The sequence below is a fragment of the Streptomyces sp. NPDC088350 genome, assembly GCF_044753545.1.
Taxonomy (GTDB): domain Bacteria; phylum Actinomycetota; class Actinomycetes; order Streptomycetales; family Streptomycetaceae; genus Streptomyces.
Window position 1 is genome coordinate 198,051 of record NZ_JBIVNL010000001.1, and the last position, 26,875, is coordinate 224,925.

Consider the following 26,875-nt stretch of genomic DNA (forward strand, 5'->3'; position numbering starts at 1 on the left):
TAGCGGCTCGGGGGCACCCTCGCTTTCGTCCGTCAGAGTGCTACGAAGGCTGCCGTCAGCAGGGCGATTCCCGAGCCGGCCAGCACCCATCCCGCCCGGGGCAGGCGCAGGCCGCCGGCGACGACCACCGAGGCCAGCAGGAGGGCGCCGCCGAGGGGGACCCAGGCGTAGAGGATCCCGGCGGGGCCGGAGCGCATGACCTCGTCGGTGCCGGGCTTCACGACGACGGAGTACGTCCGGCCCTTCTTCACCGCGACGGTGTGGTCGATGACGACCTTGGCGCGGGCCTTCGACCCGGCCGAGACCGGAGTGTAGGGACCCGTGCAGGTGTCGTCGCCGCACGCGGTGACCTCGATGGTGCCGCTCTCGCGGCCCTTGGTCAGCATCACGTTGTGCGCGGTCGGCCAGGAACCCCACACGCCGGCGATCAGGAGCAGCACGGTGACCGTGCCCATCGCCGCGAGCCGTCCGAAGTTCATGGCGGGGATCATTGGCCATACCCGCACACGCGGTCAACTCCGGTGACCGACAAGTCGGTCGAGTCAGGAGTTGTACGCGCTCTGCGCCCGCTCCAGGCCCTCGCTCACCAGACACTCCACCGAGTCGGTGGCGCGGTCCACGAGGAAGTCCAGTTCCTTGCGCTCCGTGGACGAGAAGTCCTTCAGCACGAAATCGGCCACCTGCATACGGCCCGGCGGGCGCCCGATCCCGAACCGCACCCGGTGGTAGTCCGGGCCCATCGCCTTCGTCATCGACTTCAGGCCGTTGTGGCCGTTGTCACCGCCGCCCAGCTTGAGGCGCAGGGTGCCGTAGTCGATGTCCAGCTCGTCGTGCACGGCGACGATGTTCGCGAGGGGCACCTTGTAGAAGTCGCGCAGCGCGTTGACCGGACCGCCCGACAGGTTCATGTACGACGTCGGCTTCACCAGCACGACCCGGCGGCTCGCCGGACCCGGCGCCCCGATCCGGCCCTCCAGGACCTGCGCCTGCGCCTTCCCGGCCCGCTTGAACTTCCCGCCGATCCGCTCGGCCAGCAGGTCGGCCACCATGAAGCCCACGTTGTGCCGGTTGTTCGCGTACTCCGGACCCGGATTCCCGAGCCCCACGATCAGCCACGGGGCGTTGGCGTCGGTCGTCACGTCGATGTCTCCTTGCTGCGTTCTCCCGGGGGCGGTCCCCCGGCCCCCCAGCAGCCAGCCGCTGCTCCCGTACCGGTGGAGGACGGGAACAGCGGCTGACACCGCGATGAAGGTGAGGATCAGGCCTCGGTGCCCGCGGCCTCGGCGTCGGGCGACGCCTCCTCGGCCTGCGCGGCCAGGACCTGGAGGACGACGGCGTCCTCGTCGATCGCCAGCGTGGTGCCCTTGGGGAGCGGGATGTCCTTGGCGGCGATGGAGGCACCGGCCTCCAGGCCCGCGATGGACACGGTGACCGACTCGGGGATGTGCGTGGCCTCGGCCTCGACGGTGATCGTGCTCAGCACGTGCTCCAGCAGGAAGGAGCCCGGGGCCAGCTCGCCCTCGGTGTGGACGTAGACCTCGACGGTGACCTTCTCGCCGCTCTTCACGGTGAGCAGGTCGACGTGCTCCAGGAAGCCCTTGATGGCGTCACGCTGGACGGCCTTCGGGATCGCCAGCTGGGTCTTGCCCTCGATGTCCAGGGTCAGCAGGACGTTCGGGGTACGCAGGGCGAGCTGGAGCTCGTGGCCCGGCAGGGTGATGTGCAGCGGGTCGACACCGTGGCCGTAGACCACGGCGGGGACCTTCTTGTCACGGCGGATACGGCGGGCGGCGCCCTTGCCGAACTCGGTGCGGGTCTCGGCGGCGAGCTTGACGTCGGCCATGGTCACTCCTCGTAGAAACGTTGGGGAAGGTGGTCACCCGGCCGAACATCGGCCTGCTACGAAGAGCGCGTCGATAACGGACCGCCGTACCTGGATATCGGTACGGCCTCCCTCGCCGAGCAACTTGGGCAGCTTACTCGGCGGGGAGGCCGTAACAGAAATCGATCTAGGGATCGATCTATGACGTGCGGGGTCAGTGCTCGTCGAAGAGGCTCGTCACCGAGCCGTCCTCGAAGACCTCGCGGACCGCGCTCGCGATGGTGGGGGCGATCGACAGGACCGTGATCTTGTCGAGGTCGGCGCCCACCTCGCCCGGGGTGGGGAGGGTGTCGGTGAGGACGAACTCGCTGACGCGGGAGTTCTTCAGGCGGTCCGCGGCGGGGCCGGAGAGCACGCCGTGGGTGGCCGTCACGATGACGTCCTCCGCGCCGTGCGCGAACAGGGCGTCCGCTGCGGCGCAGATCGTGCCGCCGGTGTCGATCATGTCGTCGACCAGGACACAGACGCGGCCCTTGACCTCACCGACGACCTCGTGGACGGTCACCTGGTTCGCCACGTCCTTGTCGCGCCGCTTGTGCACGATCGCGAGCGGCGCGCCGAGGCGGTCGCACCAGCGGTCGGCGACGCGCACGCGGCCGGCGTCCGGGGAGACGATGGTCAGCTTGTCGCGGTCGACCTTGCCGCCCACGTAGTCCGCGAGGAGCGGGAGGGCGAAGAGATGATCCACGGGGCCGTCGAAGAAGCCCTGGATCTGGTCGGTGTGCAGGTCGACGGTGAGGATGCGGTGCGCACCCGCCGTCTTCATCAGGTCCGCGATGAGCCGCGCCGAGATCGGCTCACGGCCGCGGTGCTTCTTGTCCTGCCGGGCATAGCCGTAGAACGGCACGATCACCGTGATGGAGCGGGCCGACGCGCGCTTCAGCGCGTCGATCATGATGAGCTGCTCCATGACCCACTGGTTGATCGGAGCCGTGTGGCTCTGGATCACGAAACAGTCCGCCCCGCGCACCGACTCCTCGAAACGGACGTAGATCTCGCCGTTCGCGAAGTCGAAGGCCTTGGTCGGGACGACCCCGACACCCAGCTGCTGGGCGACCTCCTTGGCAAGCTCGGGGTGGGCGCGGCCGGAGAAGAACATCATCTTCTTCTCGCCGGTCGTCTTGATCCCGGTCACAGCACTGTCTCCTCAGAGGTCATTCAACTGGGTGTGCGTTTATCACGGTACGCCGTGTTCGACGCGCCCGTTTCCGGTCAGTTCTCGCTCTCGCCCTGGCGGGAAGCCGTTTCCGCGGCCTTCGCCGCCGCGCTCCCCGGACGCTTGCGGGCCACCCAGCCCTCGATATTCCGCTGCTGGCCACGGGCCACGGCCAGCGAACCGGGCGGTACGTCCTTCGTGATCACGGAGCCGGCGGCGGTGTACGCGCCGTCCCCGACCGTGACGGGTGCCACAAACATATTGTCCGAACCCGTGCGGCAATGCGACCCGACGGTGGTGTGGTGTTTGTCCTGTCCGTCGTAGTTGACGAACACGCTTGCCGCTCCGATGTTGGTGTATTCGCCGATCGTCGCGTCCCCGACGTAGGAGAGGTGCGGGACCTTCGTGCCCTCGCCGATGGCGGCGTTCTTGGTCTCGACATACGTCCCGATCTTGCCCTTCGCGCCGAGGCGGGTGCCGGGGCGGAGATAGGCGTACGGTCCGACGGTCGCCTGCGCCCCGACGTGCGCGCTGTCGGCGACGGTGTTGTCGACGCGGGCGCCGGCTTCCACGACGGTGTCCTTGAGGCGGCTGTTGGGGCCCACCTCGGCACCTTCACCGATGTGGCTGGTGCCCTGCAACTGTGTGCCGGGGTGGACGATCGCGTCCTGGCCGAACGTGACGGTGACGTCGATCCAGGTCGTCGCCGGGTCGATGACGGTGACCCCGCCGAGCATGGCCTCGGTCAGCAGCCGGTCGTTCAGGATGCGGCGGGCCTCGGAGAGCTGCACGCGGTTGTTGATGCCGGCGATCTCACGGTGGTCGCCCGCGACGGAGGCGCCGACGCGGTGCCCGGCCTCGCGCAGGATGCCGAGCACGTCGGTGAGGTACTCCTCGCCTTGGCTGTTGTCCGTCCGCACCTTCCCCAGCGCGTCCGCGAGCAACTGCCCGTCGAACGCGAAGACCCCGGAGTTGATCTCGCGGATCGCCCGCTGCGAGTCGGAGGCGTCCTTGTGCTCGACGATCGCGGTCACCGCGCCGGACGCGCCGTCGCGGACGATACGGCCGTAGCCGGTCGCGTCCGGGACCTCGGCGGTCAGCACGGTCACCGCGTTGCCGTCGGCGGTGTGGTGGGCGGCGAGGGCGCGCAGCGTCTCACCGCGGAGGAGGGGGGTGTCGCCGCACACGACGATGACGGTGCCGTCCACGGTGCCGAGTTCTTCGAGTGCCATGCGTACGGCGTGGCCCGTGCCGTTCTGCTCTGCCTGGACCGCGGTCCGTACGCCGGGGTCGGTCTCGCCGAGGTGGGCGGTCACCTTCTCGCGGGCGTGACCCACGACGACGACCAGGTTCTCCGGCTCCAACTCGCGGGCGGCGGCCAGCACATGACCGACGAGGGTCCGGCCACAGATCTCGTGCAGGACCTTCGGTGTGGCCGACTTCATACGGGTGCCCTCACCCGCTGCGAGGACGACGACGGCTGCCGGGCGAATGGCGCTCACGGGTTTGCCCTTCGGCTTCGGAATGCTGGGGGGTGGACATTCGCAGGATACCGGGGCGTTTCATGGGGGACATGAGAGTGGGCCCTGACAGTGCTGTCAGGGCCCGAAGAGGGGTGCTGGGAGAGGGGGTTGGTCAGTTGTCGATCCGTTGTCGCTCAGTCGCGAGCGGATTTTGCTCCCCCGCCAGGACTCGAACCCGGACAAATGGCACCAAAAGCCACGGTGCTGCCAATTACACCACGGGGGATCAAACTCGTGAGAACCGGACATTTAGCCTGGTCGCCGAGTGGGCACAGAACACTATGCCGTACGCGATGGGTTCCGTGCGACGGTACTTGTCGTGGGTGATCGGTTTCGTCACTGTTCGGCTACGCGCGGTGGTGTAGGCCAGTCGTGGAAACTCGCCGGAAAAGCGGGGCCCGGCGCCCGTAGGCTGGAGGCATGACCACGACGGGGGAAGACCATGCCACGGCCCGGGGAGGGCCGTGGTGGTGGACCAGGTGGCGAAGTGCGGTGCTGGACGCGGTGCTCGCGGTGGCGTCCGCGGCGGAGTGCGGTGCGGAGGGGGTGCGGTTCGCGCGGGACGCGGGGGTTCCGGCGGCCGTGGGGGTCGTCTTCGGGGTGCTGGCCGGGTCCGCGCTGATCGTCCGGCGGAAGTGGCCGATCGCCGTTGTCCTTGTCTCTATTGCCATCACCCCGGCCCAGATGGGCTACCTGATGGGCATCGTGGGGCTGTACACCCTCGCCGCGTCCGAACTGCCGCGCCGGATCATCGGGTCGCTGGCCGGGATGTCGTTCCTCGGGATGCTGATCGTCATGTTCGTGCGGGTACGGCAGGACATGCAGCGGGGGACGTGGGAACTGGGGGACTGGTTCGTCCCGTTCGCCTCCATCACCACCGCGGTCGGGATGACCGCGCCGCCCGTGCTGCTCGGGCTGTACGTGGGTGCGCGGCGGCGGTTGATGGAGAGTCTTCGGGAGCGGGCCGACAGTCTGGAGCGCGAGCTGCAACTCCTCGCCGAGCGCGCCGAGGAGCGGGCCGAGTGGGCGCGGGGTGAGGAGCGGACCCGGATCGCGCGGGAGATGCACGACGTCGTCGCGCATCGGGTGAGTCTGATGGTCGTGCACGCGGCGGCTTTGCAGGCCGTTGCCCGGAAGGATCCGGAGAAGGCCGTCAAGAACGCTGCCCTGGTGGGAGACATGGGGCGGCAGGCGCTCACCGAGTTGCGGGAGATGCTCGGGGTGTTGCGGAGCGGGGACGGGGCGGGTGCGCGGGAGCGGGCCGCGGTGCCGCTCGTCGCGGTGGGGGTGGCCGCCGCCGCGGCGGCCTCTCGGGCCGTCGACCAGGAGGGTGCGGCCGAGGGGCCCTGTCTGTCGGACGTCGACGAGTTGCTCGGGCAGTCCGCGGCGGCCGGGATGGTCGTCGACCTGTCGGTGGAGGGGGAGACCCGGTCGTACGCGGCGGAGATCGAGCAGACCGCGTACCGGGTGGTGCAGGAGGCGTTGACGAACGTCCACAAGCACGCGGCGGGTGCGAAGACGCATGTGCGGCTCGCGCACCGGGTGTCGGAGATCGCGATGCAGGTCGAGAACGAACCGCCGCCCGAGCTCGCGTCCGCGTCGGCGGCGCGGTTGCCGTCGGGGGGTAATGGGCTGGTGGGGATGCGGGAGCGGGTGCTCGCGCTGGGCGGGGTGTTTGTTTCGGGGCCTACGGATGCGGGTGGGTTTCGGGTGTCCGCGGTGATTCCGGCGGCTTGAGGGTGCGGGTTTCGGCGGGTGCGGCTTTGCGCCTGCGGTTCGGTGGTGGGTCGGGGCCGCGCCGGGGGGTGTCCGTCCTCGGAACGGCGCGGAATCGGGTGCCTACCAACGCGCTCGCGTTGACGCGCCAACCGCTGCGGGCGGACACCCCCCGACACGGCCCCTTCTCGCCGTACGCGGCTGACTGCCCGCGCTCCCGACGGGGTCAGCCTGCTGTCAGGCGTACTGGCTCGATGCCTGAGACGAGTGCCGCCAGGGCCTGGTCGATGTCCGGGCCGAGGTACCAGTCGCCGGTGTGGTCCAGGGCGTAGACGCGGCCCTCGGTGTCGATGGCCAGGAGGGACTGGGTGTCGGGTTCCTCGCCGAGGGGGCTGACGTCGGTGTCCAGGGCGCGGCCGAGGTCGCCGAGGGTGCGGGCCATGTGGAGGCCGTGCAGGGGGTCGAGGTGGAGGGACGCGGGGGCGATCTGGCGGCCGGGGCCCGTGGGGGTGATGTGCAGACCGCCGAATTCGGCCCAGACCTCCACGGCTGCCGGGAAGACGGCGTGCTGGTGGCCGGCGGGCGAGGTGTGGTCGCGCAGGGTGTCCGCCCAGATCTCGGCCTGCTTTATGTCCCAGCGGCCGGGCTGCCAGCCGGCGGCGCGCAGGGCGGCGTCCACGGGTACGGAGAAGCGGGTGGTGGAGTGGCGGTCGGCGTGCATCTGCCCTTCGATCGTCGGCGACATGGGTCACGTGCTGGTGCTGGTGCTGGTGGTGGTGGTGCTTCGTGCGGAGAAAGGAGGGGTGTCAGCCGTTCTCTGTCGTGGGGTCCACGACTCGGACGCCGAAGTGGGCGCTCAGGGCTGTGCAGGCCCGGCACGGTGTGGCGAAGCTGCCGTGCAGGGGGTCGCCGTCCTCGCGGATGCGGCGGGCGGTGAGCTTGGCCTGCTTGAGGGTCTTGCGGGCCTCGCCGTTGGTCATCGGCTTGCGCGCGGCGCGCTTGCTGCGGTCGGCGTCGGCGGCGGCGATGTGGCGGGAGATGAGGATCGCCTCGGCGCAGCGGCCGGTGAACCGGTCGCGCTGGGCGCTGGTGAGGGTGTCGAGGAAGTCCTGGACGAGCGGGTGCAGCTCCGGTGCCTGGTCGCTGCGGGCGGCGGTGCCGGTGAGGGTTTCGCCGCGCACGGAGAGGGCGGCGGCGACGGTCGGGAGTATGCCGTCGCGGCGGTGGTTGAGGGCGGGCGCGTGTGCCGCCCCGGTGGCGCTCCAGCCGACCCGTGGGTCGCCGGACGGCCCGGTGTGCGCCCCCGTGGGCGGTCCCGTCTGCGTCGCGTTCATGATCGTCATCCCCTCCCGTGCATCCCCCGGAAGGACACAGAGTGCCAAATGCCGTGGCGGGTGCGGAAGCTGGGGCGCGCGACACGCCCGGGCTTCGGCGGGCTGTCACGACGGGGTGACGGCTGGTCACGGAGGAGGGGGTGCGGCCGAACACCGCCGGTGACCGGTGTCCCCGTACCGCATAGGCTGTCCGCACCGCGATCCGCGCGGTCGACGCGTGGAGACATTCGTACTGAGTGCCGCAGGGGGCAACCGCCATGACGACAGGTCGGCTCGGGCAACAAGCCGCGCCACCGAACGCGGCCTACGCCGGGCAGGTCGTGCACTTCCCGGACCCGGTCCGGGCGGCCCGTCACCCGAGAGGGGTGCGGATGGACGAGCACGGCTACCCCGAGTTCTCGCCGTACGCGCGCGCGGCTGCGGAGATCGCCGAGCCGCCGGAGGGCTTCGGGGTCGACGAACTGCGCCTGACGGACTACGTGTCGGCGAACGCGGCGCTCGCCGCGACCGGGCACGAGCTGTGGGACACGGTGCCCGCGGTGGCCACCCCGCACGGCTGGACCTGGCACCACGTGGTCGGCACCCGGCGCCTCGAACTCGTCCCCGTGGACGTGAAGGCGCTGCTGCGGCACCACGGCGGGATCGCCACGGCGGCCGTCGACCACGACAAGCGCGGCACCCGCCCGCTCCAGGAGACCCGCCCCGCGCACTTCGGACTGCCGAAATCCTCGGTGTCGGTCACCGAGGCGCAGGTGCAGGGCGTCGAGGAGGACCTCGGCTACCGACTCCCGGGCGCCTACCGGTCGTTCCTCAAGGCGGCCGGCGGCTCCGCGCCCGTCGGCACCGCGCTGGACGCCGAGCTGGGGCTCCTGATCGACCAGCCGTTCTTCACGGTCCGCGACGAGGCGGCCGTCAACGACCTCGTCTACGTCAACAAATGCCTGCGCGACCATCTCACCAAGGACTACCTGGGTATTGGGTTCGTCCAGGGCGGGCTGCTCGCCGTCAAGGTCAAGGGCCAGCGGATCGGTTCCGTGTGGTTCTGCGCCTACGACGACGCCCGCGACGTCGACCCGTCCTGGGCGCCGGCCGCCCGCGTGGAGCGGCTGCTGCTGCCCGCCGGGGACGACTTCGATCAGTTCCTGGCCCGACTCGCCGGAAATCCACCGGAGTTGGAGACGGTGGCGAACCTGATGGTGGACGGCGGGTTCGCCCGGTCCGTTCCGGTGTCGTCCGCGGCTTCGGCGGCTTCGGCGGCTTCGGCGTCTTCGGTGGGGGAGTGAGCGAGACGATGGTGACCTTCGCGCAGGCGCAGGAGCGCGCCGAGGAGTGGATCAACGGCGACGTGCCGTCGTACCAGCATCGCGAGGTGCGGGTGCGGGAGTTCGAACTCGGCTTCGTGGTCTGGGCCGAGGACCGCGCCGACGGGCCGCGTTCGGACGGCGGCGCGCAGCGGCTGGTGCTCGCCCGTGACAGCGGCGAGGCCACACTGTGGCCCGCACTGCCGGTGGGCGAGGTCATCCGCCGCTACGAGGAGGAGTACGGCCGCCCCGACGAGGTCGCCGACGCGGTACCGGTGCCGGCGGCCCGGGTGGACCTCAACCAGACCTCGTTCCTGCTGAGTCCGCCGGAGTGGTTGCAGGAGGCGGCGGACAAGCTGGGGATCGCGGACCGGCGGGGGGCGGGAACTTCCGCCGGGGGGGCGGGGGTTGGGCCCTCGGCTCCCACTTCGGCTCCGGCGCCCGCTCAGGCTCAGGTTTCGGCTCCCGCTCCGGTGCCCGCCGCCCGTTCGCTTCCGGAGACGCAGGCCGGGGTGCCGGCCGCTTCGGCTTGGCCGGACGCCGGGGGAGTTGGGGTGCAGGACGCGCATCGTGTGCCTGACGGTGCCACTCCGTGGGCGGGCACCGACACCAACGCGGATGCCGGCGAGGACCGTTCGGTACCGCTGCCCGCGACCGTGTTCGCGCCGCCGCTGAACGAGAACGACGACTCGACCCCGGCCGACGCCCAGACCGCCCTGATGCCCGGCGGCAGCCAACTCCCGCGCACGGCCGTGGCACCGGCGATGGGGGAGCCCAACGCCGGTGGTGGGGTGGGGGGTTCGCGGCAGCAGCACGGTGCGGGTGCTCCGCAGGGCAGCACGCCTCCGGCTCCGGCCGCTCCGCCGTCGTACGGGTATCCCCAGGGGCAGGTACAGGGACAAGGGCAGGGGCAGGGGGCGCCTGGTGTTGCGGCGCCTCCGGGGGGTCCGCAGGGGGCGCCTTCGGGGGGGCCGTCGTCGTACGGGTATCCCCAAGGGGACGGTGCTCCGGGGACCCCGCCTCCTCCCGGTGGTCCGCAGGGTGCGTCCTCGCCGGGGGCGTCGTCGTACGGGTATCCCCAGGGTGCGCCTTCGCCGGCGCCGGCCGCGTACGGGTATCCGCAGGGGCCGGGCGGTGCCGGTAACGTGCCGCCTCCTCCCGGTGGGCCGGGTGTGCCGGGGCGGGCGCTCGCGGCCAACGCCGAGGACATCGCCGACGCCGCCACCAGCAAGGCGGCGCCTCCGCCGCGCCGGGCGCGGGGTGGTGGTTCGGTCACGCCTCCGCCGCCGGGTGCGCCGGGGACGCCGGGTGCGCGGCCGGGCGGTGCGCCCGCGTCGCCTCCTCCGCCGCCGCCCGGTGGGTATGTGCCGACGCAGATGGTCTCGGCGCTCGGTCCTGAGGGGCCCGAGGGGGCGGTCGGTCCCGGGGCTCCGCAGCCGCCCGGCCCGCCTGGTGCGCCGGGTGCGCCCGGTGTGCCGAATACGCCCGGCGGTCCGCCTCCGGGTGGGGTTCACCATGCGGCGACGATGTTTGCCGACCCGGGGCGGAGTGGGCCCGCGGGGCCGGGTGTGCCGCAGCCGCCGGGTGCCCCCGGTGCCCCTGGTGTGCCGTACGCGCCCGGTGCTCCTGGTGGGCCCGGCGCGCCTCAGGCGCCGGGCGCCCCCGGGATGCCCGGTGCGCCCGGTGCTTCCGGTCCGCAGGGTGGCGCCCCCGGTGTCGTACACCATGCGGAGACCATGCTGGCCGGGCCGCCGATGGGTGGGCCCGGGGCGCCTCCGGCGCCGCAATTCCCGGGTGCGCCCGGTGCGTTGGGGGCGCCGGGTATGCCTCCGGGGGCTCCGCCGCAGGCGATGCCGCCGGGTGCGGTGCCTCCCGGCGCCGTGCCGCCGCCCCCGGGACAGCAGCTGCCCGGTCAGCCCTTCCCCGGTCAGCAGCAGCCTGCCTACGGCTATCCGCAGCAGGGGCAGCCGACCGTGGGACCGGGGTATCAGGCCGTGTTGCGGTACCGCGCGCCGGACGGTTCCGAGCAGCAGCTGATCCGGCGGTCCGCGCCGGGGACGCCGCACCCGGAGTGGCAGATCTTCCACGAGCTGCGCGGCATGAACATCCCGCCGGACCAAGTCCTGGAACTGCACACGGAGTTGGAGTCGTGCGAGCTGCCGGGCGCGTACTGCGCGCGGATGATCCGGGAGCAGTGGCCGCAGGCGCGGATCGCGAGCATCGCGCCGTACGGCACGGATCACGCGAGCCGGCAGCAGGGGATGCGGGAACTCCTCGCCCACCAGGGCGAGTTGCACCAGGTCGCCGACGGGCCGGCCCGACTCGCCCCGGTGCGGGCGCCGTTGCCGCCGGTGCAGCCGACGCCGCCGATTCCGCCGGAGGCGATCGCGCAGGAACTGGCGGGCGCGTTCGGGCCGGGCGTGTTCCGGTTCGAGCAGGCGGCGGTGTCCCGGCAGGGCGTACCGCCGATCGTGGCGCACACGCTGGTCGCTGCGGGGCTGCCGATGGACATGGGCCCGTTCTTCTGGGCGCAGGCACAACCCGGGCGCCCGGTACCGACGTTGGCCGAACTCGCGCAGGAGCGCGGGGTGCGGCCGTCCGCCGACGCGGGCTCGTACCTCGTCATGGGCAGCGACTTCGGCCGGGCGATCTGCGTCCAGTACGGTACGGCGAACATCGTCGCGGTGCCCGTGGAGGCGGGGCCGGGCGGTGCCGCCGTACCGCCGCAGTTCGTGAACACGGGGCTGCCCGAGTTCGCGCGCTGTCTGGCGCTGCTGGGCCGGATGTGGCGGCTGCGGTACGGGCTCAACCAGGAGCAGGCGGGCCGCTGGACCGTCGACTTCCAGGCGCAGCTCGCCTCGCTGGACCCGGCGGCGCTGGGGTCGCCGGAGAGCTGGTGGTCGGTGTTGCTGGAGCAGATGTGGGACGGGTTGCTGTGACCCCGGTCCGCTGAACAGGCTGTAGGGAAGAAGGGTCGGACCCGGTCGTGTGATCGGGTCCGGCCCTTTTGTGTGCGCGGGTGGCCGTTCACGTTCGCGTGATGCCCGTGACCTGTCTGCGGAGTGTCGCGTTATGAACCCTTATGCCCGATACATCAAGATGTGCGCGAAATCGTCATTTCATGTCCGTCGGGTGGAGAGGGGTTCCAGGATGAGCAGCGCATCGGTGTCGCCACGTGGCTTCGTGGCAGTACGGGGGCGCGGCTACCGCCCCGACCAGGTCGACGCGTACGCGGCGGCGCTCTCGCGGCACCGGGACGCCGCGTGGGAACGGGCCGCGCGGCTGACCGTACTGGCCAAGGACATGGAGGCGGACGCCGAGCGGCTGCGGGAGACGGTGGCGCGGCTCGCCCCGCAGACGTACGAGACGCTCGGCGAGCGGGCGCGGCGGTTGTTCGAGCTGGGGGAGGAAGAGGCCGCCGCCGTACGGGAGTCCGCGCGGCTCGCGGCGCGGGAGGAGGTCGCGCGGGCCGAGGCGCACGCCGCGAGCGTGCTCCAGGCGGCGCGTGAGGACGCGGACGCGCTCCGCGCGGAGGTCGAGGAACGTGCCCGTCAGCGGCTCCTCGCGGCGCGTGCCGAGGCCGACGACATTCGCATCGGCGCGCGGCGTGAGGTGAAGGAGGGGCGTACGGAGGCGCTGTCCGCGTTGCGTGAGGTGCGGCAGCGGACCGGCGGGATGCTGGGGGACCAGGCGAAGGAGCATGCGGAGCGGTGGGCCGCGGTGGAGCGGTTCGAGGAGGAGCGGGTGGCTGCGGTGGATGCGCGGTGCGCCGAGCGGGTGGCTCGTGCGGAGGCGGCGCTCTCCGAGGCGCAACAGGCTTTTGCCGAGGCCGAGTTGTCGGATCGGCGGCGGCAGGAGGAGGCGGCGGAGCGGGCGGCGGAGGTGTTGGCGGAGGCTCGGGTGCGGGAGGAGCGGGTTGCTCGGGAGACGGAGCGGGTGCTGCGCGAGCATGGGGAGACGTGGGATGTTGTGCGGGCGCATATGGATCATGTGCGGAGTAGTTTGACCGCGCTTACTGGGCGGGCGGCGGCGGAGTGACTGGGTGGGTGCGGTTGTCGTCATAGTGCGGGTGCGTGGGGGCTGGGCGCGCAGTTCCCCGCGCCCCTAGGTGGGGACGGTCGTCCAGCGCTCCCAGGTCACCCGTGATCTGCGCAGCACGGTGTCGGGTTGGGGACCTCGAACGGGGTCAGGGTGTTGCCCGGTGCCGGGACCAGGGCCAGTACCAGGTGGCCCTCGCGCCATTCCGGGCGTACGTGGTCCTGGGTGTGTACGGGGGTGACGGGGGCCGGGGTCTCGCCTGATGTGGCGCCGACCACGATCACTCGGTCGATGGCCGTTCGTTCCAGCAGGTCGGACAGGGGGATTGTCCCCGTGAGGTGTTCCGCGCCGGGGAACAGGACCGCTCGGCCCGAGCGGCGGGCGGTGTGTTCGGCGGCTGCCTCGGCGGCGGCCTGCTGGTCGCCCTGGGGAGTCTCGGACTCCGTGAGGTGCCGCCAGGCTTCCGCGGCCGATTCGGGGTCCGGGAGTTCCAGTGATACGGCCGTTCCGCGGCGCGTGTCCGTGCGGATCAGGTGGGTGCAGGCCACCGTGCCCGGCGGTAGCGCGAGCGAGGTCGTCAGGTCGCGGATCAGGTGGTCGGCCTCGCGGAGGGTCGTCGTGCCGGCGTCCACCCCGATGACGGGGTGGACGCCGGACGGGTCGTAGGACGTGGTCATGCGGGGAGGACCCACATCGGGTTGGAGTAGAACCAGAGGTCCTTCCACGGGTCGGCGTCGCCGAGGACGTCCATCGCGGGGCCTACGGGGTCTACGGCCGCGCCGCCGACGCCCACGGCGGAGCGGTTGCCGTCGGTGCCGCGGAGGCGGACGTAGACCGGCTTGTCGAGGCGGCCGAGGGAGTACGTGAGGCGGACGGTGCCCGACGACTTGTCGATCTCGAAGGACTTGACGACCTTCGTCTGCGGGGTGGCGAAGGTGTCCTTGTCCGTGACCGGTCCTGTGACATCGCCCTGGACGACGTCGACGCGGGCCAACGAGGGCTGGAACTGGGCCCAGTTGGGGCCGTTGGCCAGGCTGATGCGGATGACCAGGTCGACCTGGGCGCCCCGGCGGACGTGCAGTGAGCCGCCGAGGGTCGTCTCGCGGCCACCGGAGACCAGGCGGGCGTCGAGGGCGCTGATCAGGCCGCCGTGGTCGACCCAGACGCGGCCCGCGCGGATGCCGTCCATGACCGCCTTGTAGGCGAAGGAGGACGCGCCGACGTGGGTGCGGGAGTACTGGCCGGGCCAGAAGTCGGTGTCGGTGAGGCTGATGCCGCCGCCGTAAACCGGGTCGTTGTAGCGGCCGTTGGCGTTGAAGTCGCCGCCCGGGCCGCGCAGGGCGGTGTCGGCGTAGACGTTGTGGGAGTCGGAGTTGGCGGTGATCCACCAGGGCTTGCCCTCGGCGAGGAGGCTGTCCCACAGGCCGCCGACCGTGGCCGTCATCCAGTCGAAGCCGCCCCAGGTGCGGTAACTCTCCAGCGGGTAACCGGGGAAGGAGTCGGCGCTGGGGCTGTTGTCGTAGATGCCGCGTCCGCTGCCCGGGCCGTTCGGCTTGGGGATGCCGCCTGCCTGGTGGCCGGGGGCGCCCTCCATGCCGACGGCGATCGTGGGCTGCGCGTCGCGCCAGCCGCGGATCTCGTGCGGGGAGTCGATGCCCTTGCGCGCCGGGTGGTTGGCGAGGAACAGGGCGTCCTTGACCTTGCGGCGGCGGACCTGGTCGGCGAGGAAGTCGACGCCCGCGATGGCGAGGGCCTCGTTGGCGGGCGAGTTGCCGCTCGCGCCCTTGACGCTGCCGTCGAAGGAGTTCTCGAACTCCTTGAGCACGGCGACCTCGTGGGAGCCGGGGTGCACGAAGACCGTGCCGTGCTCGGCGCCCGGGATGTTCCACTCCAGACCCTGGAAGACGAGGGTGTCCCCGGTCTGGTCGCGGGCGGCGACGATGTCCGGATTGACCTTCTCCACACCGATCTTGGCGTGTGCGACGCTGCCGTGGTCGGTGATGACCATCCAGTCCAGGCCGTGCGCGTTCGCCTGGCGTACGTGGTCGATGACCCGGTACCTGGCGTCACTGCTGTACTGGGTGTGGATGTGGTGGTCGCCGGCCAGCCACAGGTAACCGCTGTTGCCCTTCGGTGACTTGGCCGTGTGCTCCTGGACCGACGCGGCTGCCTCCCCCGCGCCGGCGAGCACACTGCCCGCCGCGAGTCCCGCGCCGAGCAGGCCCGTTCGGCGCAGCATGCCTCTTCGGGACAGCTGACTGGGCGTCAACTCCTCGTCCGGTACGGACGTGTCGAGGGCGGGCGGCAGCGACGAGCCGTCCCCGTCCCCGTGGTGGTGGTGATGGTGGTGACCGTGATCGCCGTGACTGTGGCCGTGGCTCATGCTCAACTCCCGCTGAATGCAGGGACCTTCACGCTCGGACGTGCAGAGTCTGAAAAGGACCGGTGAACGGCGGGAGTCGGGGCGGTGGTGTGGCAAAGAACGAGTCATGCACGGCTACAGCGCCGGTCATGTGAGGCTCTGCGGTCGGTCATCCGGCGTCGCGCCGTACCGCTCCCGCCAGGATCCAGCCCTCCAACGCCTCGTACCGGCGGCGCTGTTCCTCCTCCTTCTCCCGGCCCGAGGCGACCGTACCGAGCCAGCCGAAGGCGAAGCCGAGGGGGATGGTGACCAGGCCCGTCGTGGTGAACGGGAACCAGTTGAAGTCGGCGTGCGGGAAGGCGGCGGTCGCCGAGCCGGAGACCAGGTTCGTGCCCGGCATCAGCAGCAGCACGGAGAGGGTGCCGCCAATGAGCGTGCTGAGCAGGCCCGTTCGGGTGTAGCGGCGCCAGAAGAGGCTGTAGACCAGGGCGGGCGCTATGGCCGAGGCGCCCAGGCAGAAGGACAGGGTCACCAGGGGTTGCAGGCCCCGGTGCTGGACCAGTGTCGCCAGCAGGATCGCCGGGACGCCCACCGCCAGCGCCGAGTAGCGGGCCAGTGTCATCTCGCGGCGGACCGGCATCTCCTGGACGCGGGTCGCGAAGACGTCGTGGGCCAGGGAGTTGGCGCAGGCGAGGATCATCCCGGCGACCGAGGCGAGCAGGGTCAGGAAGACGGCCGTGGTGACGGTGGTGAACAGGAGGGTCTCCGTCGTCGACACGTCGGCGCCGAACACCGCCCGCGAGCCCAGCAGATACGCCGTGTTGCCCTGCGGGTCGGCCTGCGCGATCGCCGCGCGGCCGATCAGCGCGGTGGCACCGAACCCGACGATCGTCACGATCACCACGAACAGCGCCACGCTCGACACCGCCCACGACATCGAGCGCCGCACCTGCCGGGCACTCGACGCCGTGTACATGCGCATGGTGATGTGCGGGAGGCAGGCGCCGCCGAGGACGACCGTGAGCTGTGAACTGATCATGTCCAGCCGGGGACTCGGGCCTCCGGCGAACTCGAGTCCCGAGTGCAGGAAGGCCGGTCCGACCCCGCTCTGTCGTGCCGCCGTGTCGAAGAAGGCGCCCAGGTCCCAGTGGAAACGGTTCAGTACGAGGACGGCGATCACCGCTCCCGAACCGAGCAGCATCACGATCTTCAGGATCTGGATCAGCGCGGTGCCCTTCATACCGCCGATCGCCGCGTAGCTGATCATCAGTGCGCCCAGGCCGATGATGCAGCCGGTCTGGAGGAAATCGCTGGAGAACCCGAGGATGAACGCCAACAGCTGTCCGGCGCCCGCGAGTTGGACCAGCATCAGCGGCAGCAGCGCCACGATGGTCACCGCGCACGCGACGACACGTACCGACCGGCCCGGCATACGGCGGGCGAGCGCGTCGCCCATCGTGAACCGGCCCGCGTTGCGCAGCGGTTCGGCCAGCAGGAACATCAGCAGCATCAGCGACAGGGCCGTACTGAGGGCGAGGACCACCCCGTCGTAGCCGCACAGCGCGATCACCCCGCCCGTGCCCAGCACGCTCGCCGCGGAGATGTAATCACCCGCTATGGCAAGGCCGTTGCGCAGCGGGGAGAGGGAACCGTACCCCGTGTAGAACTCGTCGAGGTCGTCGCGGTCGGGGCCCGTCATCACACAGAGCAGGAGCGTGATCGTGGCGACGGTGGAGAACGCCACCAGCGACATGGTCTGCGAGGAGTCCCTGAGGCCGGTCATCGCGGTCGGCACGGCCGCGGTCGGTGGCGCGGTCATCGTGCCGCCTCCCGTCTGGCGTCCAGTTCGGCCTGCTTGCGGATGCGGTCCGCGAGGGGGTCGACGCGCCGTCGGGCCGTGTGCTCGTAGAGCGCTATCGCCAGCCAGGTGACGGGCAGTTGGACCAGCGCGAGCAGCAGCCCGGTGGGCACACCGTCGGTGACGGTGCTCGACATCAGCGAGGGCGCGAACGCGGAGAGACCGAGGAAGAGGCAGAAGTAGCCGAGCGCGGTGAGGGTCGCCACGCGCCGCTGACGGCGGTACGCGCCGCGCAGGACGCGCAGATCGCGGTGGTTGCCGAGGGCGGGGCGACGGGGCGGGCGGCGGCGTTCGGGCGGGGGCGGGGGTGGCTGCCAGGGGTAGGTGAGGCGGGGCGGGGGCGGGTCGTGCGGGGCGTACGAATCATGCGGAGGGTACGGGTCGTAGGACATCCCGTGCTCCTTGCGTGGCTCGGGTCCGTGGCGGCGGACCGCAGGGAGTGGGCGGCGCGAGCCACGCACGTTACTCGCCGGTTGGGGGATGTGGGTGCTTTTCGCCGAACTGGGCGGTCGGTACGTGCCGCCGTCTCAGCGCCCGCTGACCTCGGGTATTACCGGGATTGACCAACTCGGCCCGTTTCACTGCTCGTTGAGGACCGGGAACCTTCGTGGTGCCAGGAACAGCAGCGCCAGGAAGGCCACGCCGGCGGCGCAGCCCGCGCCGATGTACACCGCGTGCACGGCGTCCGCGATCGCCCGCCTTGTCGCCTCGGGCACCGCGCCCGCGGCGAGGCCCCGCGTCACCGAGTCCAGGTCGCTCGCGCCGCCGAGCCGGGACGCCAGTACGCCGTTGGCGACCGCGCCGAAGACGGACGCGCCGATCGTCTGGCCGGTCTGGCGGCAGAACAGCACGGACGCGGTCGTCACGCCCCGCTCCTCCCACCCGACCGTCGACTGCACCCCGACGATCAGGGGCAGTTGGAAGAGCCCGAGGGCCGCGCCGAGCAGCAGCATCAACGTCATCGGCTGCCAGGCCGCGCCCGGATACGGCAGGAACGGGAACGCGAACAGGATCAGCGTCGCCGTCCCGATCCCCAGCATCGCCGTGTTGCGGAAACCGATCCGCCGGTACACGTGCTGGCTCAGCGCCGCCGACACCGGCCAGCTCAACGTCCAGACGGACAGCACGAATCCGGCCATCACCGGCGCCAGACCGAGCACCGACTGCGCGTACGTCGGCAGGAACACACTCGGCGCCACCATCAGCAACCCCAGTGCGCCGAGGGCCAGGTTGACCGCCGCGATGGTGCGGCGCCGCCACACCCATCCGGGGATGATCGGTTCCGCCGCCCGGCGTTCGATCACGACCACCAGTCCGGCCAGGCCAAGTCCCGTACCGAACAAGGCCATTGAGGGCGCCGACAGCCAGGGCCACGCCACACCGCCCTGCACCAGGGCCGTGATCAGTACGCCTCCGCAGGCGAACACGGCCAGCGCGCCCGCCCAGTCGACGCGGGGGCGGGAGTCACGGGTCCGTTCGGGTTCGTGCAGGTGGCGGACGATCAGCCACAACGCCACCGCCCCGACAGGGAGGTTGACGAGGAAGATCCAGCGCCAGCCCGCGTACGCGGCGAGCAACCCGCCCACACCCGGGCCCGCGACCGCCGACACCGCCCACACCGTGGACAACTTCGACTGGATCTTGGGGCGTTCCTTCAGCGGGTACAGGTCGGCGGCGAGCGTCTGCACCGTGCCCTGCAACGCCCCGCCGCCCAGGCCCTGCACGATGCGGAACGCGATCAACGCGCCCATGTTCCAGGCCGACGCGCACAGCAGCGAACCGGCGAGGAAGACCGCCGCGCCCGTGATCAGCACCGGTTTGCGGCCGAAGGTGTCGGAGAGCTTGCCGTAGACGGGGAGCGTGACCGTCACGGCCAGCAGATAGCCGGAGAACAGCCAGGAGAAGACCGAGAAGCCGCCGAGATCGCCGACGATCTGCGGTACGGCCGTGGCGACGATGGTCGAGTCGAGTGCGGCCAGGGCCATCGCGAGCATGAGGGCCGCGACGACGGCGCCCCGCCTGTCCGGCGTGGTTCCCTGCGCGGCCGCACGTATCGCGGGTCTCGTGTTGCCCACGCGGATTCCTTCCCCCTGCATCTATCTGCCGGACGACACTCTCCCACTTGACCCTCACGTAGCGGCAGGGCGGAACCTGGTCGGGCCGGTGGGTGGACCGGACCCCGAGACCGACTCCACCCGGCGGTGGAGACCCCCTAAGGGTCTCTCCGTACTACGTCCCGGGGACGGTTCGTACCGGCGGAGGAGGAGAAGGGTGAGGGGGCGTCCTTAACCTGGCTTTATGCCGCTGGGGGGCGGCACACCGCACCGGCGGGGGTGGGGTTTTCCCCAGGAAAAGACTGCGCTGAGCACCAGCGCGCCGGACCCCCTCCCCCCGACAGACTCATCGTCGTCACCACTTGAACCGCATCGACCGGGCACCGGCACGCTCGTCTGCCGACCGACTTAGGAGACATACCGTGACATCGGCTGTGACCATTCCCAGGCACGGGGGCACTGGAGGGCGTACGGCCGTTGCCGCGCGAGCGCGGCAGGTCGTCAAGGCGTACGGGGCCGGGGAGACCCGCGTCGTCGCCCTCGACCATGTCGACGTGGACATCGCCCGCGGCCAGTTCACCGCGATCATGGGCCCCTCGGGGTCCGGCAAGTCCACGCTCATGCACTGCCTCGCCGGGCTCGACACCGTGACGTCCGGGCAGATCTACCTGGACGAGACCGAGATCACCGGCCTCAAGGACAAGAAGCTCACCCAACTGCGCCGGGACCGGATCGGGTTCATCTTCCAGGCCTACAACCTGCTGCCGACGCTGAACGCGCTGGAGAACATCACCCTCCCCATGGACATAGCCGGCCGCAAGCCGGACAAAGGGTGGCTGGCGCAGGTCGTGGAGACGGTCGGGCTGTCCAGCCGGCTCAAGCACCGGCCCAACCAGCTCTCCGGCGGCCAGCAGCAACGCGTCGCCGTGGCACGGGCGTTGGCGGCCCGACCCGAGATCATCTTCGGTGACGAGCCGACCGGAAACCTCGACTCCCGTGCGGGCGCAGAGGTGTTGGGCTTCCTGCGCCGGTCCGTCGACGACCTCGGCCAGACCATCGTGATGGTCACGCACGACCCGGTGGCCGCCTCGTACGCGGACCGTGTCCTGTATCTCGCGGACGGCCGGATCGTCGACGAGATGTTCAAGCCGACCGCCGACACCGTCCTCGACCGCATGAAGGACTTCGACGCGCGGGGGCGTACGTCATGACCGTCGTGAAGACCTCGATGCGCAACTTCTTCGCGCACAAAGGGCGGATGGCGCTCTCGGCGATAGCCGTGCTGCTGTCGGTGGCGTTCGTGTGCGGCACGCTGGTGTTCACCGACACGATGAACACGACCTTCGACAAGCTCTTCGCGGCCACCGCGTCCGACGTGACGGTCCTGCCGAAGACGGCCAAGGCCGACGGCGGCACCCCGCAGAACGGACTGCCCGAGTCGCTGCCGGCCGCCACGGTCGCGCGGGTGGCGAAGGCCCAGGGCGTCAAGTCCGTTGAAGGCGCCGTCAGTTCGATGAACGTGACCGTCGTGAACAGCGCCAACAAGAACATGGGCTCGTCGACCGGAGCGCCCACCATCGCGGGCAACTGGACGAAGAACGACCTGCGTTCGATGGAGATCACCTCCGGCCACGCCCCGCGCGGCCCGACCGAGGTGATGGTCGACGCCGACACCGCCGACAAGCACCACCTGAAGATGGGCGACTCGCTGCGCACCATCTCGCAGACCGGTGACTTCACCGCGCGGATCGTCGGCATCGCCACCTTCAAGGTGACCAACCCCGGTGCGGCCGTCGTCTACTTCGACACCGCCACCGCCCAGCGCGAACTCCTTGGCGCCACCGGCCGGTTCACCCAGCTCGGCGTCACCGCCGCGAGCGGTGTGACCGACACGCAGCTCAAGCAGAACGTGGCGCGGACCCTCGCCCCGTCGGGGACGTACAAGATCCAGACGGCCAAGGAGAACGCCGACGAGAACCGCCAGGGCGTCGGCCAGTTCATGAACGTCATCAAGTACGCCATGCTCGGCTTCGCCGGGATCGCGTTCCTGGTGGGCATCTTCCTGATCATCAACACCTTCTCGATGCTGGTCGCCCAACGGACCCGCGAGATCGGCCTGATGAGGGCGATCGGCTCCTCCCGCAAGCAGGTCAACCGTTCGGTGCTGGTCGAGGCGACCCTGCTCGGGATCGTCGGCTCCATCCTGGGCGTGGGTGCCGGTGTCGGGATCGCCGTGGGCCTGATGAAGCTGATGAGCGCGGCGGGCATGGACCTGTCGACGCGGGACCTGACCGTGAAGTGGACAACTCCGGTGCTCGGCCTGCTCCTCGGTGTGATCGTCACCGTCCTCGCCGCCTACCTCCCGGCCCGCCGGGCCGGCAAGGTCTCCCCGATGGCCGCGCTGCGCGACGCCGGTACACCGGCCGACGGCAAGGCCGGCTGGATACGGGGGCTGATCGGCCTGGTGCTGACGGGGGCGGGTGCCGCGGCCCTGTTCGCGGCGGCCACCGCGAAGAAGGCGACGGACGGTTCACTGGTCCTGGGCGCGGGTGTCGTGCTCTCGCTGATCGGCTTCGTGATCATCGGCCCGCTGCTCGCCAACGGGGTCGTACGGGTCATCAGCGTCGTCCTTCTGCGGGGCTTCGGACCGGTGGGGCGCCTGGCCGAACGCAACGCGCTCCGCAACCCCAGGCGTACGGGTGCTACGGGTGCGGCCCTGATGATCGGCCTCGCGCTCGTCGCCTGCCTGTCGGTGGTCGGCTCCTCGATGGTCGCCTCGGCGACGAGCGAACTGGACAAGTCCGTCGGCGCCGACTTCATCGTCCAGGGCAACCAGCGGATCGTGCCGCAGGCGGAGAAGGCGATGGAACAGGCGCCCGACCTCGTCCACGTCACCCGCTACAAGGTCCTCGACGCCACCCTCACCTCGCCCGACGGACAGAAGGACACCGACGGCCTCACCGCCGCCGACCCGTCCTACGCCCAGGACCTGCGCCGCGCCACCACGGCCGGCGACCTGTCCGCCGCCTACGGCACCAACGCGATGTCGGTCGGCTCCAAGTACGCCAAGAAGCACGGCGTCCACGTCGGCGACACGATCAGCGTCGCCTTCAAGGGCGGCGGGACGGCGAAGCTGAAGGTCGCGGCGATCACGGACGACGACGTGGCCATCGACCAGGGGGCGCGGTACACCAGCATCGCGACGATGAAGAAGTACGTCCCCGCGAACAGGATCCCGCCCAACGAGATCATGTTCGCCAAGGCCAAGGACGGCCAGGAGAAGCAGGCGTACGCGGCCCTGAAGAAGGCCATGGAGCCGTACCCGCAGTACCAGGTGCGCGACCAGACCGACTACAAGCAGGAACTCAAGGACCAGATCGGCCAGCTCCTGAACATGGTCTACGGTCTGCTGGCCCTGGCGATCATCGTGGCGGTCCTGGGGGTCGTGAACACCCTGGCCCTGTCGGTCGTCGAGCGGACCCGGGAGATCGGCCTCATGCGGGCGATCGGCATGTCCCGTCGCCAGCTCCGCCGGATGATCCGCATGGAGTCGGTCGTGATCGCCCTCTTCGGAGCGCTGCTCGGCCTCGGCCTGGGGATGGGCTGGGGCGCCACCGCCCAGCAGCTGCTCGCCCTGGAGGGGCTGAAGGTCCTGGAGATCCCCTGGGGCACGATCATCGCGGTCTTCGTCGGGTCGGCGTTCGTGGGCCTGTTCGCCGCGCTGGTCCCGGCGTTCCGGGCGGGCCGGATGAACGTCCTCAACGCGATCGCCACGGACTAGCCACCGCCTACGGGGGAGCCCGGCGCCGAGAAGTCACGGGGGACTTCTCGGCGCCGGGTTTGTTCGTTGTCCGTTGAGGGCGACTTTTCGGTTGGCAGTAAACGGGTGGTGGGCGGGCAAAGGCTTTTCGGGGGTCCAGGGGGCGGAGCCCCCTGGTACGCGAGCACCAACCCCGGCCGAGCCACCGTCGTCGTACGCTGGAAGCCCCCGGCCCACAACACCCCGCGTCGGGCCCTTCGTGTTGCCCACCCCCCGGACGGAAGCGCCCCTCCATGAGCCTGCACGGTCTGCTCGACGCCGTAGTCAAGGACCCCGCCCTCGCGGAAGCGACCAAGGCGGCGACCGACGGCAACCGCATGCACGTCGACCTGGTCGGCCCCCCGGCGACCCGCCCCTTCGCCGTCGCCGCGCTGGCCCGCGAGACCGGCCGCACCGTCCTCGCGGTGACCGCGACAGGGCGTGAGGCGGAGGACCTGGCGGCAGCCCTGCGCTCGCTGCTCCCGCCGGACGGCGTCGTGGAGTACCCGTCCTGGGAGACCCTCCCGCACGAGCGCCTGAGCCCGCGCAGCGACACCGTGGGCCGCCGCCTCGCCGTGCTGCGCCGCCTGGCCCACCCGAGGGACGACGACCCGGAGACGGGCCCGGTCTCCGTCGTCGTAGCGCCCGTGCGGTCCGTGCTGCAGCCGCAGGTCAAGGGGCTGGGAGACCTGGAGCCCGTCGCCCTGAGGACCGGCACGACGGCCGACCTGAACGCGGTCGTGGACGCGCTCGGCGCCGCCGCGTACGCGCGCGTGGAGCTCGTCGAGAAGCGCGGCGAGTTCGCCGTGCGCGGCGGCATCCTGGACGTGTTCCCGCCCACCGAGGAACACCCCCTGCGCATCGAGTTCTGGGGCGACGACGTCGAGGAGATCCGCTACTTCAAGGTCGCCGACCAGCGCTCCCTGGAGGTCGCCGAACACGGCCTGTGGGCACCCCCCTGCCGTGAACTCCTGTTGACGGAAGACGTCCGTACGCGCGCGCGTGCCCTCGCCGAACAGCACCCCGAACTGGGCGAGCTGCTCAACAAGATCGCCGAGGGCATCGCCGTGGAAGGCATGGAATCGCTGGCCCCGGTGCTCGTCGACGACATGGAGCTGCTGCTCGACGTGCTGCCCAAGGGCGCGATGGCCGTCGTATGCGATCCGGAGCGGGTACGCACGCGTGCCGCCGATCTCGTCGCCACCTCGCACGAGTTCCTGCAGGCATCCTGGGCGGCCACCGCGGGCGGCGGCGAGGCGCCCATCGACGTCGGCGCGGCCTCCCTGTGGGCCATCGCGGACGTACGGAACCGGGCACGCGAGCTGGACATGATGTGGTGGTCCGTCTCGCCCTTCGCCGCCGACGGAGAGCTCACGGACGTGTTTGCCGCTGACGCGGCGGGGGACACCCTCAAGCTCGGCATGCACGCCCCCGAGACCTACCGCGGCGACACCGCGAAGGCCCTCGCCGACACCAAGGGCTGGCTCGCGGACGGCTGGCGCACGGTCTTCGTGACCGAGGCCCACGGCCCCGCCGCCCGCACCGTGGAGGTCCTCGGCAGCGAGGGCGTCGCGGCCCGCCTGGAGACGGACCTCGGCGAGATCGCCCCCTCCGTGGTGCACGTGGCGACCGGCTCGATCGACTACGGCTTCGTCGACACGGCGCTCAAGCTCGCCGTCCTCACCGAGACCGACCTCTCCGGGCAGAAGGCCGCCGGCAAGGACGGCGTCCGGATGCCGGCCCGCCGCCGCAAGACCATCGACCCGCTCACCCTGGAGGCGGGCGACTACATCGTCCACGAGCAGCACGGTGTGGGCCGCTACATCGAGATGGCGCAGCGCACGGTGCAGGGCGCCACGCGCGAGTACCTGGTCGTCGAGTACGCCCCCGCCAAGCGCGGCCAGCCCGGCGACCGGCTGTACATCCCCACCGACCAGCTGGAGCAGATCACCAAGTACGTCGGTGGCGAGGCCCCGACCATGCACCGCCTGGGCGGCGCCGACTGGACGAAGACCAAGGCGCGCGCCAAGAAGGCCGTCAAGGAGATCGCGGCCGACCTCATCAAGCTGTACTCGGCCCGGATGGCGGCCCCGGGGTACGCGTTCGGCGCGGACACGCCCTGGCAGCGCGAGCTGGAGGACGCCTTCCCGTACGCGGAGACCCCCGACCAGCTGACCACGATCGCCGAGGTCAAGGACGACATGGAGAAGTCGGTCCCCATGGACCGGCTGGTCTGCGGCGACGTCGGCTACGGCAAGACCGAGATCGCGGTCCGGGCCGCCTTCAAGGCCGTCCAGGACGGCAAGCAGGTCGCGGTCCTCGTCCCGACGACTCTCCTGGTGCAGCAGCACTTCGGGACGTTCAGTGAGCGGTACTCGCAATTCCCGGTCAACGTAAGGGCGTTGAGCCGCTTCCAGACCGACACCGAGGCGAAGGCGACCCTGGAGGGCCTGCGCGAGGGCTCCGTGGACCTCGTCATCGGCACCCACCGCCTGTTCTCCTCCGAGACCAAGTTCAAGGACCTCGGCCTGGTCATCGTCGACGAGGAGCAGCGCTTCGGCGTCGAGCACAAGGAGCAGCTGAAGAAGCTGCGCGCCAACGTCGACGTCCTGACGATGTCCGCCACCCCGATCCCCAGAACCCTGGAGATGGCGGTCACGGGCATCCGCGAGATGTCCACGATCACGACGCCCCCGGAGGAGCGTCACCCTGTGTTGACGTTCGTCGGACCCTACGAGGAGAAGCAGATCGGTGCCGCGATCCGCCGCGAACTGCTGCGCGAGGGCCAGGTCTTCTACATCCACAACCGGGTCGAGTCGATCGACCGCGCGGCGGCGAGGCTGCGCGAGATCGTCCCGGAGGCGCGGATCGCCATCGCCCACGGCCAGATGACGGAACAGGCCCTGGAACAGGTCGTCGTCGACTTCTGGGAGAAGAAGTTCGACGTCCTGGTGTCGACGACGATCGTCGAGTCGGGCATCGACATCTCCAACGCGAACACGCTGATCGTTGAACGAGGCGACAACTTCGGTCTGTCGCAGCTGCATCAGCTGCGCGGCCGAGTCGGGCGTGGTCGCGAGCGTGGCTACGCCTACTTCCTGTACCCCCCGGAGAAGCCCCTCACGGAGACGGCCCACGAGCGCCTCGCGACGATCGCCCAGCACACGGAGATGGGCGCGGGCATGTACGTCGCCATGAAGGACCTCGAAATCCGGGGCGCGGGCAACCTGTTGGGCGGCGAACAGTCCGGCCACATCGCGGGCGTCGGCTTCGACCTGTACGTCCGCATGGTCGGCGAGGCGGTCGCGGACTACCGCGCCTCCCTGGAGGGCGGGGTCGAGGAGGAGCCGCCCCTGGAGGTCAAGATCGAGCTTCCGGTCGACGCCCACGTCCCGCACGACTACGCCCCCGGCGAGCGGCTGCGCCTCTCCGCCTACCGGTCCATCGCCTCCGCCAACACGGAGGAGGACATCAAGGCCGTACGCGAGGAACTCGTCGACCGCTACGGCAAGTTGCCCGAGCCGGTGGAGAACCTGCTGCTGGTGGCGGGCCTGCGCATGCTCGCCCGCGCGTGCGGCGTCGGCGACATCGTCCTCCAGGGCACCAACATCCGCTTCGCACCGGTGGAGTTGCGCGAGTCGCAGGAACTGCGCCTCAAGCGCCTCTACCCGGGCACCGTGATCAAGCCGGCCGCCCACCAGGTGCTGGTACCGCGTCCGAAGACGGCCAAGGTGGGCGGGAAGCCGTTGGTCGGGCGGGAATTGCTGGGATGGGTGGGGGAGTTCCTGGCTTCGATCCTGGGCTCGTAGTCGTAGTCACAGGGGTCGTAGTCACAGGGGTGCCGGCCGGGCG

19 protein-coding genes and 1 tRNA gene are annotated in these 26,875 nt (G+C 70.9%); 7 read left to right on the forward strand and 13 right to left on the reverse strand.

What is annotated here, in order from left to right; all coding sequences use genetic code 11:
* Positions 1–32 precede the first annotated feature (32 nt).
* From ACIQBL_RS00940 to ACIQBL_RS00965, 6 genes are all read right to left on the reverse strand, one after another.
* On the reverse strand, positions 33–479 hold the full coding sequence (locus ACIQBL_RS00940; protein WP_401935407.1) for a hypothetical protein: 447 nt from the start codon (positions 477–479) through the stop codon (positions 33–35).
* A gap of 63 nt (positions 480–542) precedes the next feature.
* Complete coding sequence (gene pth / locus ACIQBL_RS00945) at positions 543–1,145, reverse strand: aminoacyl-tRNA hydrolase (protein WP_401936959.1); 603 nt, start codon at positions 1,143–1,145, stop codon at positions 543–545.
* A gap of 113 nt (positions 1,146–1,258) precedes the next feature.
* A complete protein-coding gene (locus ACIQBL_RS00950; RefSeq protein WP_401935409.1) occupies positions 1,259–1,843 on the reverse strand; it encodes a 50S ribosomal protein L25/general stress protein Ctc in 585 nt (194 codons plus the stop codon).
* A gap of 193 nt (positions 1,844–2,036) precedes the next feature.
* Complete coding sequence (locus ACIQBL_RS00955) at positions 2,037–3,017, reverse strand: ribose-phosphate diphosphokinase (RefSeq protein WP_401935411.1); 981 nt, start codon at positions 3,015–3,017, stop codon at positions 2,037–2,039.
* Between the two features lie 77 nt (positions 3,018–3,094).
* On the reverse strand, positions 3,095–4,540 hold the full coding sequence (gene glmU, locus ACIQBL_RS00960) for a bifunctional UDP-N-acetylglucosamine diphosphorylase/glucosamine-1-phosphate N-acetyltransferase GlmU (RefSeq protein WP_401935412.1): 1,446 nt from the start codon (positions 4,538–4,540) through the stop codon (positions 3,095–3,097).
* Between the two features lie 175 nt (positions 4,541–4,715).
* Positions 4,716–4,787 (reverse strand) — tRNA-Gln (locus tag ACIQBL_RS00965).
* A 194-nt stretch (positions 4,788–4,981) separates the two neighbouring features.
* On the opposite strand from ACIQBL_RS00965, the gene ACIQBL_RS00970 reads away from it, so the two are divergent.
* Positions 4,982–6,298 (forward strand): sensor histidine kinase, encoded by a 1,317-nt coding sequence (locus tag ACIQBL_RS00970; protein ID WP_401935414.1) that lies wholly within the window; start codon positions 4,982–4,984, stop codon positions 6,296–6,298.
* 205 nt (positions 6,299–6,503) lie between these two features.
* Here ACIQBL_RS00970 and ACIQBL_RS00975 read toward each other — a convergent pair whose 3' ends face one another.
* A complete protein-coding gene (locus ACIQBL_RS00975; protein ID WP_401936960.1) occupies positions 6,504–6,998 on the reverse strand; it encodes an SUKH-3 domain-containing protein in 495 nt (164 codons plus the stop codon).
* A gap of 85 nt (positions 6,999–7,083) precedes the next feature.
* A complete protein-coding gene (locus ACIQBL_RS00980) occupies positions 7,084–7,620 on the reverse strand; it encodes a YwqJ-related putative deaminase (RefSeq protein WP_401935416.1) in 537 nt (178 codons plus the stop codon).
* A 248-nt stretch (positions 7,621–7,868) separates the two neighbouring features.
* On the opposite strand from ACIQBL_RS00980, the gene ACIQBL_RS00985 reads away from it, so the two are divergent.
* The 3 genes from ACIQBL_RS00985 (at position 7,869) to ACIQBL_RS00995 (ending at position 12,950) form a co-directional block, all read left to right on the forward strand.
* A complete protein-coding gene (locus tag ACIQBL_RS00985) occupies positions 7,869–8,894 on the forward strand; it encodes an SMI1/KNR4 family protein (RefSeq protein WP_401935418.1) in 1,026 nt (341 codons plus the stop codon).
* A gap of 8 nt (positions 8,895–8,902) precedes the next feature.
* Positions 8,903–11,851 (forward strand): SUKH-4 family immunity protein, encoded by a 2,949-nt coding sequence (locus tag ACIQBL_RS00990; RefSeq protein ID WP_401936963.1) that lies wholly within the window; start codon positions 8,903–8,905, stop codon positions 11,849–11,851.
* A gap of 211 nt (positions 11,852–12,062) precedes the next feature.
* The gene (locus tag ACIQBL_RS00995; protein WP_401935420.1) at positions 12,063–12,950 is read left to right on the forward strand and encodes a cellulose-binding protein; all 888 of its coding nucleotides are present in this window, start codon (positions 12,063–12,065) and stop codon (positions 12,948–12,950) included.
* A gap of 98 nt (positions 12,951–13,048) precedes the next feature.
* Here the strand turns inward: ACIQBL_RS00995 and ACIQBL_RS01000 are convergent, their stop codons facing one another.
* The 5 genes from ACIQBL_RS01000 to ACIQBL_RS01020 all read right to left on the reverse strand — a co-directional run bounded on the left by ACIQBL_RS01000 (position 13,049) and on the right by ACIQBL_RS01020 (position 19,245).
* Positions 13,049–13,627, reverse strand: coding sequence for a hypothetical protein (locus tag ACIQBL_RS01000; protein WP_401935422.1), 579 nt, complete (start codon positions 13,625–13,627; stop codon positions 13,049–13,051).
* On the reverse strand, positions 13,624–15,333 hold the full coding sequence (locus tag ACIQBL_RS01005; protein WP_401935424.1) for a PHP domain-containing protein: 1,710 nt from the start codon (positions 15,331–15,333) through the stop codon (positions 13,624–13,626). Before ACIQBL_RS01005 ends, ACIQBL_RS01000 begins: the two co-directional genes overlap by 4 nt.
* A 148-nt stretch (positions 15,334–15,481) precedes the next feature.
* Positions 15,482–17,095 carry a cation acetate symporter gene (locus ACIQBL_RS01010; RefSeq protein ID WP_401936966.1) on the reverse strand — a complete coding sequence of 538 codons (1,614 nt, stop codon included), beginning with the start codon at positions 17,093–17,095 and terminating at the stop codon, positions 15,482–15,484.
* Positions 17,096–17,127: 32 nt separating this feature from the next.
* The gene (locus ACIQBL_RS01015) at positions 17,128–17,562 is read right to left on the reverse strand and encodes a DUF485 domain-containing protein (protein ID WP_401935426.1); all 435 of its coding nucleotides are present in this window, start codon (positions 17,560–17,562) and stop codon (positions 17,128–17,130) included.
* A gap of 186 nt (positions 17,563–17,748) precedes the next feature.
* Complete coding sequence (locus ACIQBL_RS01020; RefSeq protein WP_401935428.1) at positions 17,749–19,245, reverse strand: MFS transporter; 1,497 nt, start codon at positions 19,243–19,245, stop codon at positions 17,749–17,751.
* 401 nt (positions 19,246–19,646) lie between these two features.
* On the opposite strand from ACIQBL_RS01020, the gene ACIQBL_RS01025 reads away from it, so the two are divergent.
* The 3 genes from ACIQBL_RS01025 to mfd all read left to right on the forward strand — a co-directional run bounded on the left by ACIQBL_RS01025 (position 19,647) and on the right by mfd (position 26,832).
* Positions 19,647–20,435 carry an ABC transporter ATP-binding protein gene (locus ACIQBL_RS01025; protein WP_033284318.1) on the forward strand — a complete coding sequence of 263 codons (789 nt, stop codon included), beginning with the start codon at positions 19,647–19,649 and terminating at the stop codon, positions 20,433–20,435.
* The gene (locus ACIQBL_RS01030; RefSeq protein WP_401935430.1) at positions 20,432–23,005 is read left to right on the forward strand and encodes an ABC transporter permease; all 2,574 of its coding nucleotides are present in this window, start codon (positions 20,432–20,434) and stop codon (positions 23,003–23,005) included. The genes ACIQBL_RS01025 and ACIQBL_RS01030 overlap by 4 nt, the downstream gene beginning before the upstream one ends.
* 272 nt (positions 23,006–23,277) lie before the next feature.
* Positions 23,278–26,832: a transcription-repair coupling factor gene (gene mfd, locus ACIQBL_RS01035; protein WP_401935432.1), complete on the forward strand. Its 3,555-nt coding sequence runs from the start codon at positions 23,278–23,280 to the stop codon at positions 26,830–26,832.
* Positions 26,833–26,875: the final 43 nt, after the last annotated feature.